Annotated in this window: 12 protein-coding genes and 1 pseudogene; 6 read left to right on the forward strand and 7 right to left on the reverse strand. The window is 68.5% G+C overall.

The features are described from left to right. The first annotated feature begins 61 nt into the window (after positions 1-61). Positions 62-892 (forward strand): DeoR/GlpR family DNA-binding transcription regulator, encoded by an 831-nt coding sequence (locus AC1DDO_RS20720; protein WP_476972659.1) that lies wholly within the window; start codon positions 62-64, stop codon positions 890-892. 175 nt (positions 893-1,067) lie between these two features. Then, entirely contained in the window at positions 1,068-1,301 is a 234-nt protein-coding gene (locus AC1DDO_RS20725; protein WP_476972660.1) for a hypothetical protein, read from the forward strand. Positions 1,302-1,467: 166 nt separating this feature from the next. On the opposite strand, the gene AC1DDO_RS20730 is transcribed toward AC1DDO_RS20725, so the two are convergent. The 3 genes and pseudogenes from AC1DDO_RS20730 to AC1DDO_RS20740 all read right to left on the reverse strand — a co-directional run bounded on the left by AC1DDO_RS20730 (position 1,468) and on the right by AC1DDO_RS20740 (position 4,707). Next, positions 1,468-2,385 (reverse strand): MBL fold metallo-hydrolase, encoded by a 918-nt coding sequence (locus AC1DDO_RS20730; protein ID WP_476972661.1) that lies wholly within the window; start codon positions 2,383-2,385, stop codon positions 1,468-1,470. 139 nt (positions 2,386-2,524) lie between these two features. Next, positions 2,525-3,407 (reverse strand): annotated as a pseudogene (locus tag AC1DDO_RS20735) (IS5 family transposase). A gap of 46 nt (positions 3,408-3,453) precedes the next feature. Next, positions 3,454-4,707 (reverse strand): MFS transporter, encoded by a 1,254-nt coding sequence (locus AC1DDO_RS20740; RefSeq protein ID WP_476972662.1) that lies wholly within the window; start codon positions 4,705-4,707, stop codon positions 3,454-3,456. Between the two features lie 361 nt (positions 4,708-5,068). Between AC1DDO_RS20740 and AC1DDO_RS20745 the strand changes: the two genes are divergently transcribed. Beyond that, entirely contained in the window at positions 5,069-5,938 is an 870-nt protein-coding gene (locus AC1DDO_RS20745) for a hypothetical protein (RefSeq protein WP_476972663.1), read from the forward strand. Positions 5,939-5,998: 60 nt separating this feature from the next. Here the strand turns inward: AC1DDO_RS20745 and AC1DDO_RS20750 are convergent, their stop codons facing one another. Next, entirely contained in the window at positions 5,999-6,181 is a 183-nt protein-coding gene (locus AC1DDO_RS20750) for a hypothetical protein (protein ID WP_476972664.1), read from the reverse strand. Between the two features lie 80 nt (positions 6,182-6,261). Here AC1DDO_RS20750 and AC1DDO_RS20755 point away from each other — a divergent pair, with 80 nt between their 5' ends. Both AC1DDO_RS20755 and AC1DDO_RS20760 read left to right on the forward strand, forming a co-directional pair. After that, positions 6,262-7,881 carry a PucR family transcriptional regulator gene (locus AC1DDO_RS20755; RefSeq protein WP_476972665.1) on the forward strand — a complete coding sequence of 540 codons (1,620 nt, stop codon included), beginning with the start codon at positions 6,262-6,264 and terminating at the stop codon, positions 7,879-7,881. A gap of 227 nt (positions 7,882-8,108) precedes the next feature. Beyond that, a complete protein-coding gene (locus tag AC1DDO_RS20760; protein WP_476972666.1) occupies positions 8,109-9,827 on the forward strand; it encodes a thiamine pyrophosphate-dependent enzyme in 1,719 nt (572 codons plus the stop codon). A gap of 224 nt (positions 9,828-10,051) precedes the next feature. On the opposite strand, the gene AC1DDO_RS20765 is transcribed toward AC1DDO_RS20760, so the two are convergent. Further along, positions 10,052-10,591, reverse strand: coding sequence for a DinB family protein (locus AC1DDO_RS20765; RefSeq protein ID WP_476972667.1), 540 nt, complete (start codon positions 10,589-10,591; stop codon positions 10,052-10,054). 242 nt (positions 10,592-10,833) lie between these two features. After that, on the reverse strand, positions 10,834-11,550 hold the full coding sequence (locus tag AC1DDO_RS20770) for a DUF2306 domain-containing protein (protein ID WP_476972668.1): 717 nt from the start codon (positions 11,548-11,550) through the stop codon (positions 10,834-10,836). 132 nt (positions 11,551-11,682) lie between these two features. Here AC1DDO_RS20770 and AC1DDO_RS20775 point away from each other — a divergent pair, with 132 nt between their 5' ends. Further along, positions 11,683-12,396: a TetR/AcrR family transcriptional regulator gene (locus AC1DDO_RS20775; RefSeq protein WP_476972669.1), complete on the forward strand. Its 714-nt coding sequence runs from the start codon at positions 11,683-11,685 to the stop codon at positions 12,394-12,396. A 31-nt stretch (positions 12,397-12,427) separates the two neighbouring features. On the opposite strand, the gene AC1DDO_RS20780 is transcribed toward AC1DDO_RS20775, so the two are convergent. Then, on the reverse strand, positions 12,428-13,216 hold the full coding sequence (locus AC1DDO_RS20780) for an alpha/beta fold hydrolase (protein WP_476972670.1): 789 nt from the start codon (positions 13,214-13,216) through the stop codon (positions 12,428-12,430). Positions 13,217-13,275 lie beyond the last annotated feature (59 nt).

A 13,275-nucleotide genomic window follows, 5' to 3' on the forward strand; every position in this document is an offset into this window, starting at 1 on the left:
CACCCCGAAAATGCCGCGCAGATAATGGCAAGAAAACGCACTTCTGTGCTACATCTGGTACATGCAGAAATCAGTGGGGGACCTGGAACAGAGCCGGCCCCGCCTGCCGGCCGGGCGGAAGTCCGATCTCGCCGCGTTTGTCGGCGCAGAAGGGGAAGTGACGGTCGCGGCGCTCGCCGACCGGTTCAAGGTTTCCTCGGACACGATCCGCCGTGACCTGGATCAGCTCGATGCGGACGGCGTCCTGATACGCACCCATGGCGGCGCCGTCAGCCTCACCGCCCACCCGCGTGCAGACACGGGCGTGGACGTGCGGTCGCGCCTGCAGACCACGGCCAAGGAAAAGATCGGGGCGCTCGCGGCCGGGTTGGTCCACGATGAATCAGTGGTCATCTTCAACGCCGGGACCACCGCCCTGTCCGCCGCCCGCCACCTCCACGATCAGCGCGGACTCACAGTCGTGACCAACAATCTGCGGATCCCCGCCGAACTCTCGCCCAACGTATGCCGCGATCTCTGGGTTGTCGGCGGCGCCGTGCGCCTGAGCGCCCAGGCCACCCTGGGTCCGCTCGCCTTCCGCGCCCCCGGGCAGGTCAACGAGATCAACATCCGCTGCGACCTCGCGATCATTGGCGTGGGCGCCGTCTCGGCAGAGGGCGGGTATTCGACCAGCAACCTGGATGAGGCCGTGATGATGGCCGACATGATGCACCGCGCCACCAAGGTTGCCGTCCTCGCCGACTCGTCGAAGTTCGGGCGCAGCCTCTTCGCGCAGATCGCGGACCTGGGCGCGGCCGACTACCTCATCACTGACACCACGCCCCCGGCCGAGTTGGCGGCTGCCCTTGCCGCACACGAGGTCCAGGTCCTCGTGCCGGGCGAAGGAACTTAGCCACCCGCCACTGGCAGCGGGTTCAGCGCTTTTGGCGTGCCCGGCGCCCAGGCTGGGCAGATCCTTACATTCCCGTAACTCGGTGTTAACCCGCCCGTGCGAAGCTGATGGCTTCGGATAAAACTAAGCATCCTTCCCATCCCTTCTGCACAGCAGGTCCCGAGGAGTTGCAGCCGTGAACAGCCAAAACCAGAGTGCGTCCGGAAGCCCCCAACCCACCAGCCGTGAGGAAGCGCCCCAGGATCAGGGCAGCACGCACGTCACCCATGTCCGCGAAGACGTGGCCATGGCGGGATGGTGCGGCAATGTCCACCTGCCCACCGGGCGCACCTGCACGTTGCCCGTGCGCCACCCTGCCTCGTGCAATTTCGTCGGGCCCGAGGACGCGGAAAACGCCGCACTGCGCTAGGCCGCAGCGCACCGCAGCCGCAGGTTTGCGCAAGGATTCCGGCGGACCCCCGGCGTCCGGACGAGATGGCACTTCGCGGCAATGTTCGTGACAAACATTGCCGCGAAGTGCTCACTCGCGAAGTGCCCACTCGCGGGGTGACTGCCCGCCGGGTGGGCTGGCCGGTTCAGTCCCCCTCGATGCAGAGGACGAAGCCGGGGAACGCGTGCCGGCCGGGGCGGCCGCCCACCTCGTCGATAGCCCGGCGGATCTCCCGGAGTTGGTCCACTGTCATCTGCAGTGGTGGTTCCTCGGGCTGGTAAGTGGTGAAGATCGGATAGTCGACGCCGGGCTCCCTCGACATTTCGATGTGGCAGCCCAGGACATGCGTGACTGGGTTCATGCCACAGAACCGGATCAGCCGGTCGATGGAGCGGCTGAACGCGGACCAGTCCTGGATGTACAGCCGGCCGGGATAGACCGTGTCTCCGGTGAGCAGGAACCCGGTGTGGGGATCGTAGAACGTGACAGCCGCGTTGTGGTGCCCCGGGCTGGGCCAGCATTCCAGGACGCGTCCGCCCAGATCCACGTGCGCCGTCTGAACGGCGGCGGCGCCGCCGTCGCCGCTGTCGCCGCCATCTGGGTCGCCGGAAAACCCGAAGTATTCCCATGCTCGCTCCCGGCCAGCGTCCACCAGAACGGTGTCGGGCCGGCCGGCGAACTGGGCGTCACCGGCAACGTGGTCCCCGTGCGGATGCGTATGGAGGACCAGGAGCCGGTATTCGTCGCGGGGATGAGCGGCCAGCCACCTGTCCACCAAGCCGTCGACAACGCGGCGCAGGGGGAAGAAGTCCGCGGACGCGGTGGCGCCGGTGTCGATGAGCACGGCCCGGTCGTTGCCGAACAGCAGGAACATGAACGGCGCCTCGTAGTTGACGGCCATGTTCTGGCGCAGGATGAACGTGTGCTCGCCGCAGGCATGGACCTGGATGTCCGGGTCGGTATTGTGCTTTGCGGACTCTGATCCGTGGATCCACGCCACGTCCAGATCGGCGATACGTGGGCTTCCCGTCGTGAAGTCGATCAGCTCCGGGGGCGTGTCCATGCGTTCTCCTGTGTGCGGCGGCATTAGTGGGGGTGCGGCGGATGTCGGAATCCGCAACGACGCACCAACACTCCATGATGACCGGTCCCGACGTCGGCGGGGCGCGCCACGCGCCGTACCCTGCCTAGGGCGTGTCTCCTTATTGCCGTAGCCATATGACTACGGCATAGAGCACCACGCCGGCCCGGTAGGTCAGCGCCAGCTTGTCGTAGCGGGTGGCTACGGCACGCCATTGTTTGAAGAGGCTGAAGGACCTTTCGACGGTGTTCCTGCCTTTGTAAGCAGTGGAGTCGAAGCTGACCGGGCGCCCGCCGCGGGATCCGCGTCGTTTCCTGTGTCCGATCTGATCCGACGGCTCCGGGATCACGGTCTTGATGCCGCGGCCCCGCAGTAGGGACCGGTTGGCCCGGGACGAATAGGCCTTGTCGCCCATCACGGCATCGGGCCTGGTCCTGGGCCTGCCACCGCCGAGCCGTGGAACGGTCAAAGCCTCCATGAGAACAGGAAGCATCGGCGAGTCACCACCCTGCCCGGGGCCAAGAATCATAGCCAGGGGCCGGCCCTTGCCGTCGCAGGCGTGATGGATCTTGGTTCCCAGTCCGCCGCGTGAACGCCCTATGGCGTGGTCCGGTGGCTCCTCAAACAGTTTCTTGTAATTCGGGAGCTCCCCCTGTGGTGCGGGGAAGGTTCGTCCCGTGCTGGTGTGCCCGGTTGATCGTGGAGTCCACCGACACGGCCCAATCGATCTGACCGGCCGCGTCCGCTTCCGCCAGAAGCCGCGCATGGATCCGGTCCCAGGTCCCGTCGGCCGCGAATCGGCGATGCCGCTTCCAGACTGTCTGCCAGGGCCCGAACTCCGCCGGCAGATCCCGCCAGGCGATACCGCACCGGTAACGGTAAACGATGCCTTCCACGACCTGACGGTGGCCCCGGAACGGACGGCCCCGCCGCCCCTCCGAACTCGGCAGCAGCGGCTCGATCCGGGACCACTGGTCATCACTCAGAACAGCTGTTCGCGACACCCCTCAAGCATTCCAGCCACGAGCACGCACATTTAGGAGACACGCCCTAGGCCGCCATGCTCCGGGCGCGGTCCGGATCCGGAACGGCGGGCTTCAACCTCCGCGTCAGCATTATGGCTGCCAGGGCCACGACGGCGAGCCCGGCGCAGGCCGCGAAGACTCCCTGGTATCCGAGCGTTGTCATCGATCCGAAGGCGATGATGGGGCCGGACACGATCGCTCCGACGCGCCGGGTGTTCACAAACAGGCCCGAGGCCAGCCCCGGCCGGGGAATGATCTGCTGGAACAGGGTCAGGCCTATCCCGGCGACAATCGCAAAGAACCACGCATTGAGGATCTGGAGGGCGATGAGGCCGATGGGGTCCGCGACGAAGGCCATGGCGGCGTAGTACGCAATCCCGGCAACACAGCCTGAGGTGATCAGCGCGTGGCTGGAGAAACGGGCGCTCAGCCTGCCAATCAGGAGCAGTGCCGGGATCTCCAGGGCCGCAGAGACGCCGAGGGCAACGCCGGCCCAGAGGACGTCGAGCCCGAGCCGGCCAGTCACGAAGAGCCCCATGATCGACACCGCGGCGCTGTTGCTTGCCTGCAGGGCGATGAAGGCGAGGACGACGGCGGCGACGCCCGCCCGGGACAGCGCCGGACCGTCGTCGTGGCTGGTCGCGGTTGGCGGGACGCCGTCCGCCGGCGGTCTCCGGCGGTGCATGGCGGCCGTCGTGCCGATGTTGAGCAGGGCCACGGCGGCGAGGGCGAGCAGGATGGCCCGGTTTCCGAGCGTGCCCATGATAAGCGTCGCCAGCGGCGGCCCGGCAACCCAGGCGACCGAGACCACGGCACGGGTCTTCATGACTTCCGATTGGGGTGCACCTGAATGCTTGAGGTGCGCGAAGAGCAGCGACACACCGACTCCCGCCGGGCCTCCTAGGGCGACCAAGCCGACGACGGCGACCGGCAGCGAGGTGGTTCCGGCGAGCACGCCGGCGAGGGCGAGGGTCAGGGCGGCGCAGACCAGGAGGGGCCGCAGATAGTTGTTCACGCGGTCGGCATAGGCCGGCACCAGCAGGGCCGCGACGAATCCGCCGGCGTTGTACACGGCAAGGACCCACCCCACATCTGCCGGGGTTGCGTCATAGAGCGCCACCAGCAGGAGCGCCAGCGCGGGGTTGAGGAGAGCGAATTGCAGCCCCCAGAGCAGGGCCGCCGACGATACCAGCAGGCGCGGCCGCCGCACGGCCGGCGTTGCTTCCCTGGGTTGGCCGGCCGCGCTGGGAGCGCCCGTTCGCCGCTGACGCGTGTGCATGTAGTGGTCTCCTGTCAGGTCGCCGGTGCCGGAGGCGGTGCCCGTGCCGGTCCCGAAGTGCTAAATGCCCGCCCTCGGCGTCGCCGCACCGCAGGCGTGGCGCCGGCGTGGGCGTGGGCGTGGGCGTCGGCCCACCGGCCACGCCCACGTCCTCTAGGCTAAGCGCGACCGCGACGGCCCGGGAGTGACTGTCAGTACCCCTGTTGACCGGCACCGCCAAAACCCCATCGATTGGTCCATAGGTGCCGTTCTGACCGGCCAAAACGGCACCTATGGAGCAATCGATGGATTGGTGCTGGCGACTGTCCCGCCGCGGCGGCATAGGATGCGCTCACATCAGGTCGAGGTTGGGGGTACCACGATGGCACTCGGAAACAAACGTCGCCGCCTGTGGGCGGCGGTGCTCGCGCTGGGCCTGCTCACTGCGTGCGCTCCGTTCTCGCCTGCCGGTGGTCCCTTCGCACGGTCCATGCCGGCGTCGCCCGGGCCGGCCGCCGGTATTGAAGCCAGCCGGGACGCCGCGGCCCCGGACGGCGGCAGCCCACCGTCGGCTCCCGCGAAAGCGGCCCGCCTGTTCTCCCAGGCCGAGGTGGAGTCCCTGGCCGGCGTCGTGGCAGGGCCCGGCGGAGTTACCGGCGAGGTCCTGACCGGCGGCCCGCTCTGGGACGAAAACCAATCCCTGCACTTCGGCGCGGGGTCGGCGCAGGTGAGCCCGGCGAAGTGCTCGGGAGTGCTGGCGTGGGCCATGCTGATGTCCGGGGAATTGCCGGCGGCAGGGACTTTCAGCGGAACCGACGCCGAGCCGGTGTTCGTCGGGGTGACCGCGGACCGTGATGCGGTGCTCGCGCTGGCGTTCTCCTCCGTGAGGAAACTGCCGGACTGTTCCCCCGCCAGACTGACGATGGAGAACGGTACGATCACGGCGACCTACCAGCGGGCCTCGGCGTTTACCGAGGCTGACCAAAGCTACGCCGTGATCGCCACCATCTTCCTCAAGGGTCGACCCCCTGCCCACTTCCTCCGCGTGGCGGCCAAGAACGGGACCTTGCTTGTCCAGGCGACGATGCCCCTGGCCGACCCTGCCAACTACCGCGCCGAGGCGGACTTCCTGACCGTCTACATCAACCAGGTGGTGCGCGGCGAGCAGCAACTCCTGGACGGGGCCAGCCCCAGTCCCGGCCCCGGCCCGGAGCCCTGGCAGGAACCGCCCGGGGATATCGAAAGCTCCTGACCCCGGCAAAGACCCCATCGATTGCTCCGCAGACGCCCTTTTGAGGAGTCATAACGGCGCTTAGGGAGCAATGGATGGAGTTTCGTCCGCCGCCAGGGCCGCGGCAAACACGGTGACGTCGGCGGCCGCGGCGCTGTTGTCGAACTCAAGGCGCCTCTCGCCGCCACGTAGCGCGCACTTGAGGGCCGGCGTGCCTTGGTCCGCAGACCTAAAACGGGCCGCGTAACTTAGGAGCTTTTCCATATTTTTGGCGGTGGGCGCTGGATAGCATGGGGTGTCCGGACAGTGGAGTCCGGGCGGGTGCCGATGTCAGAAGGAAGCCCATGGCCGCAGCTACAGTGGATGACATCCTCGCGGATCTCCCGCTCGGTTTCGCCAGCCTCATTCTCCGGCCGGACCGCACGGACGCGGCGATCGAACGCTTCCTGATCGTTGACGCCGATGACGAGACCTCCGACGGCGGGTCGGCGTTCGTCCTGCTGATTGGCGTCCGCGGACGCTCTGCCTTGCCGGCAGTGCGGCGGCTCCTGAAAAACCCTCCCCTGGTCCTGGCCGTCAAGGGCAGCCAGGAGGAACTGGCCGAGGCCGAAGAGCTGCTGCGCGCCGCCGGGACCGGGCTGCTGCTGGTGGACCCGGCAGCTGACTGGGACCGCCTGTTCTCCATCGCCAAGGACCGAATCCAGCCGCGCAGCTACCAGAGCGAAGTCCTGACCCTGCTCGAAGAAGACCTCTTCGCCATCGCCCAGACCACTGCCCGGCTGACCTCCAGCCACGTGGTGATCGAGGACGCCGCCAACAAGGTCCTGGCGTACTCCACGGTCACCAACGCCATTGACGAGCTCCGCAAGGCCTCGATCCTGGCCCGGCGCGGTCCGCGGAAATACGAACTCCTGCTCAAGGACCTCGGCGCCTACCGCGAGCTGCACCGCACGCGCCTGCCGGTCCGGGTCCCCGCCCGGCCCCAGGACGGACTGCGGGAGCGGGTCGCCATCAGCCTGTTCGCCGGCGAGCGCATCATGGGCTACATCTGGCTCCAGGAAACCGGTGCCGGCTTCGGTGACGACGTCGACTACGTGCTCACCGGCTCAGCCGCACGGGCGTCCGCCGAGCTGATCCGGTACCGGAACCAGCAGTCCGTGCACATGCGCGAGGACCGGATCGTGCGGCTGTTGTCGGGTCCGGCGGAAGCAGCGGCGAGCGCGCACAGCGAGAAGATCCCCGCGGACCGTCCCGCGGCCCTGATCCTGATTGGCTTGTCGGCCGCAGAAGCCCAGATGGACGATGCCGCACTCAAACACGGCGAGCTGGCCAACCTCGCGTCCATCCATGCGGCCGCCTACAAGCCCTCGGCCATCGTGGGACAGTTTCACGGCGACACCGCAGTGATCCTTCCAGGGCTCCAGTCCGCCAACGCAGGGGCCGGGCTGCGGAGCCTGGCCGAGGCAATCGTCAAAGACGCCGGCAAGCACCTCGGCATCAGTCCCTACGCCGCCGTCGGACCTACGGTTCCCGATCTGGTCTCGATCCATTCCGTGACCGGAATATCCGAAGCACTGCTGGGCTGCATGCGCCGCTCCGCCGGGGCCTCGGTGGCCACAGTGGACGACTTCGAAGCCGAGATCCTCTTCCACGACGCCGTGGAGAACTTTACGACGGCGTCCTTCCGGCACCGCAGCCTCTGGGCCCTGCTCCGCGACGACGCGGAACTGGCCGAGACCCTCCGCGCACTCTTCGACGCCTCCCTGGACGTGGCCGAGTGCGCCAAGCGGATGCAGCTGCATAAGAACACCGTCTACTACAGGATCGGTAAGGCCAGCCGGATCACCGGACTGGACTTCGGCAATCCCCGCCACTCACTGGTCGCGCACCTGCATGTGCAGGAGTGGACCGACTCCCTCCGAACCACGAAACCCGCCCCCATCAAGGAACTGGAAGCCCGATGACCCATCGAAACCCACCGAGCACCCTCACCCCGCCGTCGGAAAGCCAGACAGACGGCTGCGAGGACGGCTGCTTCTTCTGCACGGGACCGGAAACCGACTAGGCAGCCCGGCCCAGCCCCGGGGTCCGGGCCCGGTAGCCCCTCTCAAATACCCTCCGCCGCACCGGCGGAACTGCCCCATCCCAACCACCAGAAACAGTAGTGATGACAACGGAGTCCACAGCCACCATGACCGTAACTGACACGCAGCCGTTCGACGGCGACCTTCTCAACCAGGCTCCGGCCACCGTTCCGGGAACCCCTGCCCTCGGCAGGACCCTCAAGTCCGCGGGCCACGTGATTGTCGATTCGCTCGTGGCGCACGGGGTTGAGCGCACCTTCGTTGTGCCGGGGGAAAGTTTCCTGGACGTCCTCGACGGGCTGCACGGCTCTGAGATCGAGACCGTGGTCTGCCGGCACGAGGGCGGCGCCGCCTACATGGCCGAGGCCGACGGCAAGCTGAACCAGCGCCCCGGCGTCGCCATGGTCACCCGCGGCCCCGGTGCGGCGAACGCGCACGTGGGCCTGCACACCGCATGGCAGGATTCCACGCCCATGCTGCTCTTTGTCGGGCTGATTCCGTTCGCGCACCGTGACCGCGAGGCGTTCCAGGAGTTCGACATCAAGGCGTGGTTCGATACCGGAGCCAAGCGCGTGATGGTCCTGGACCATCCCGAGCGGGCCTCCGAAATCGTGGCGGAGGCAATGTTCGCGGCCATGAGCGGCCGTCCCGGCCCGGTGGTGGTGGGCCTGCCGGAGGACATCATCCGGGTCCAGATGGATCCGGCCCTGCACCCGGCCATCCCGGTGGCGGCGGGCGGCATGAGCAGCACCGATGCCGGCGCCCTGGCCGAAGCCCTGGCGCAGTCCAAGAAGCCGCTCTTTGTCACCGGCGGGAACGACTGGACCCAGGAGGCGGCCTCGGAGCTCACTGGGTGGCTCGAAAAGCACCACATCCCGGCCGCGGCGGAATGGCGCACGCAGGGAACGGTCTCCTTCGACTCCCCCAGCTACGTGGGGCCGATCGGCTACGGCCGGCCCCGCCCCACCTATGACCTCCTGGAGGAAACCGACCTGCTCGTCTTCGTCGGGACGGTCCCGGGGGACGTGATCACGGACGGCTTTCTCTGCCGGCAGGACTGGAACAAGAAGAACTTCCTGGTCACCATCGATCCTTCGCTGCGCGGCCGCTCCGGCCCGGTCTCCCGCCAGATCCTGGCCAAGCCGGAGGCCTTCGTCCGGGATCTGGTCAACATCGACCTCCCGGTCAAGGAGGAATGGAAGGCGTGGACGGCCCGGATGCGCGCCGAGCAGCAGTCCTTCGCCAGCCTGCCGCCGTCGGCCCCCGGCAACGGGCCCGCGAAGATGGACACCCTGATGGCGAACCTGGTTCCGCTGCTGCCGGAGGACGCGCTGGTGACCTTCGGGGCCGGTGAACACACCAACTGGGCGCACCGGTACTTCCCCACCCGGCGCTACGCCTCGATGATCAGTGCCCGGAACGGCTCCATGGGTTACTCGGTGCCCTCGGCCATTGCCGCCTCGCTGGCCAGCCCGGAGCGTCGGGTGGTCACCATCGCCGGCGACGGGGAATTCCTGATGAACGGCCAGGAGCTCGCCACGGCTGCGCAGTACGGGGCGACGCCGCTGATCATCGTGATGGACAACCAGGAATACGGCACCATCCGCACCCACCAGGAGCGGCACTACCCGGACCGGGTATCGGGCACGCAGCTGAAGAACCCCGACTTCGGCCTGATGGCACAGGCCTTCGGCGGCTTCGGCATCACCGTCACCCAGGACCAGGACGTGCCGGCCGCCCTCGAGGCAGCGTTGGCCGCCATTGACCGGGACCGGGTGTTCGCCCTGATCCACCTCGTCGTCGAACAGCGGGTCAAGGCCTACTAGGGGCGTCCCACCCCGAAGTCACCGGAAACCTGCGGGGTCGCCGGAACATGACGGCGAACCGGAGCGCTTCCGGCGACTTCGACGACGGCGGGAGCCGCCCGCCGTCGTCGTCCGCCGTCCTCAGCTTTGCTTCGCCAGCGGCGCGCGGGCGGCCGTCCTCAGGCGGCGGCGCGCGGGCTGCCGTCCTCAAGCGGCGGCGCTCCCCGGCAAGATCCGGGCGGAACCTACTCGCCCGTCTGGCCGTCCACTGCTTCGCGGAGGAGGTCGGCGTGGCCGTTGTGCCGGGCGTACTCCTCGATCATGTGGCACACGATCCAGCGCAGGCTCGGCGCCGAGCCATCTGGCCACGGGCGCTTGGCCAGCTGGTCCAGGCCGCCCTCCGCCAGTGCCTCCGCGACACTGGCCCGGGACCGGTCCACGGCGTCCTGCCACAGGGTGCGCAGCTGGTCCGGGGTGTCCTCCGCCGCGGAGTCCCACTCCCAGTCCGGGGTGGCCTTCCAGTCCACGGTGTCGAACGGCGCCTCGCGATCCCGTGCGTGCAGGGAACGGGAAAACCACTCGCTCTCCACATAGGCCATGTGCTTCAGCAGTCCGCCCAGCGTCATCGATGAGGCAGCCGTGGTCGCTCCGAGGCCGGCCGCGTCCAGCCCGGCGCTCTTCCACGCCAGCGTTGCCCGCTGAAAGTCCAGGAAACCCAGGAGGGTCGCGGCTTCGTCGGCTGCAAGGGGAGGCTCGGGGCGGCCCTGATCGTCCACAATTGTCATGCGCGTGAGTCTAGCGGCGCGGCCTCCGTCGGCCTCGTGGCGCGCCGAGGTAGTCCACTCGTCGGCCCGTCCCCTGCCCGCCCCGCCCGCCTCGGCCTCGAACTCGCCGGAAACTCTCCGCGTCGCCGGAAAAGTACGGCGAACCCGCACGCTTCCGGCGACTTCGACGGCGGCGGCCGGCGACTTCGACGACGGCGGCGGGCCACGGCGGCGGCCGGGGGCGTGATTTCCGTGCAGGGAGGCTAGCCTGGCGTGACGGCACCCGCCACAGCCGTCCGCCCGGAAGGCCGCGGCACCCGCACGGACCGACGGGCGCGCCGGCGGATGACGTACTCGGCCACCGCAAGGTTGATCACCCAGGCCGCGCCCAGAAGCACTGCCCGGGTCGGCTCGTCGGGCGGGCCCACCAGCAGTATCCACGGCAGGTCCGTCAGCGCCTGCGTCCCGGCGGCGACGCCGATCGCGTAGCCTCGGGTCATCCACGCGCCGTGCCGGACGAAGTCCCGGCGCACAATCGCGGCGATTCCCAGGACTATGCTCGCCGCCATGGCCGAGCCGAAGACCAGCCGCAGGACGAAAAGCGCGGGCCCGTCGCCGGGCGGCAGCGGATAAAAGATGGTCATCCACAACCCGGACAGGGCGGCCAGCAGTCCCGCCGGCGCCAGGACGCGGCCGGCGACGCGGTGCCAGCCGCGGCGGCCCCGCAGCGCGGGGAGGAACTGGAACGCCCCGAGCAGGCTGTAGGTGGTGACGCTGAGAATGTGCGTCACCACGGGCACGGGCGAGGCGAAGAACCGGGCGTTCTGGGCCGTGACTGCGGCGCCGCCGGTCAGTTCCGTCAGCCGCGCCGCGCCAGCGATCACCGGGATGAGGCTGAGCAGGATCAATCCGGCCGGCACGGGCCACTGGGGGCGGCGGCGGACGCGGGGCACAGGGGCGCTGCTGGATTGTGTTGTCACGGCGTGGTCCTTGGCTGGAATGGCTGTCGGCGGTAGTGCACGGGCCGAGGTGTACGGCGTACACCCGATGCGGCCACGTTAGGTGTACGGCGTACACTTGTCAATAGGGAACCGTTAGGGAAGGGTGGCCGGATGACCCAGCAAGCGGAGCGCACGCGCCGGATCCCGTTGAGCCGTGACCGCGTCCTGACTGCCGCCGTCGCGCTGGCCGATGAGATGGGGATCGAGGCGCTGAGCATGCGCCGGCTGGCGCAGGAACTCGGCGTCGTGCCGATGGCGCTTTACAAGCACGTGGCCAACAAAGAGGAACTCCTCGACGGCATGGTGGACTCCCTTGTCAGTGAGATCGATCCTCCTGTCCGCGACGCCGGTTGGAAGAACGCCGTGCGCCTGCGGGTGCTCTCGGCACGGCGGGCGCTCCTGGCACACCCGTGGGGCCGGCAGGTCCTGGAATCGCGCACCAACAAGACGCCAGCGGTCCTTGGCTACATGGACTCGTTCATCGGAATGTTCCTGGCCGGAGGCTTCTCCGTGGACCTGACCCATCACGTCATGCATGCCCTCGGCAGCCGCATGTGGGGGTTCACTCAGGAGCTGTTCGACGGCTCCGCCGGGCAGAGCGCGGACGGGCCGGCGGCACTGGTGCCCGAAGCGCAGGCCGCCATATTCCAGGAGATGGCCGAGCGGTATCCGAACATCCTGAAGGTCGCCACCGCCTCCGCGCACAAGGACTCCGTGGTGGGACAGGGGTGCGATGACCAGTTCGAATTCGAGTTCGCGCTCGACCTGCTCCTGGACGGCTTTGAGCGGCTTCACCGGCAGCACTGGACCTCCGCTCCGGAATAGACGTCGACGCCGGCACCGGCCTAAGTGCCGACTACTCTTCCAGGAAGCGCAGCAGGTACGGGATGGCGGTCCGCATGGCCCGCAGGTCGCCGCCACTCGCGGCCAGTTCGCCGAGGTAGTCTCCGTGGCTGCCGGGCACGATCATCAGACGCGCCCCCGGAATGACGCGGGACATGCGCACGGCGTGTTCGGCACCCATGACGTCGCGGTCGGCGCTCAGCACCAGCGTGCGGGCCGTGATGCGGCGCAGGTCATCATCCGTCCAGCCGGGGAAGGTCAGGATCCGTTGGCGGTCGAGCTCGAACATCCGCTCGAGGTGTCCGGGCTCCGGATTCAGCCGGCGGTCCGCGTCCTTGTACACCTCCGGCATCTGATCGAGGGTGGCCGTGGCCATGCCCTCCCAGAACTCGTCGGCGACAGCGTCGCGGCTGACGAAGGTGGACGCGGCGATGAGGCACCGCACGGAATCCGGATACTTCATGGCCAGCGCCAGCGCGGTGTGGCCCCCGGCGCTGAAGCCGAGCACATCCACGGACTCCACGTTGAGCTCATCCAGCACGGCCTTGACGTCCTCGGCCGAGTTTTCGGCGGTCAGCGGGCGGCCGGTGGCGGCGGTGCGTCCGTGGCCTTCCTCGTCGACGGCGATCACTTGGCGGCTCTCGGCCAGCAGCGCGGGGATGAGGCCGGCGAAGCTGGTCTCAATAGTCGAGCCTCCGCCGGGGATCAGCAGCAGCGGGGGCCGGTCGGCCAGCGCGGGGCCATGGACCTCGTAGTACATGCGGAGGTCGCCGTTCGCCGCGTATCCGTGCGTGAATGCCACAGGGCATGTTACCGCCGCACGGACCGGGCTGAACAGGGCTTCGCGGACGACGGCGGGAG

This window comes from Arthrobacter sp. 10N43, assembly GCF_056394525.1.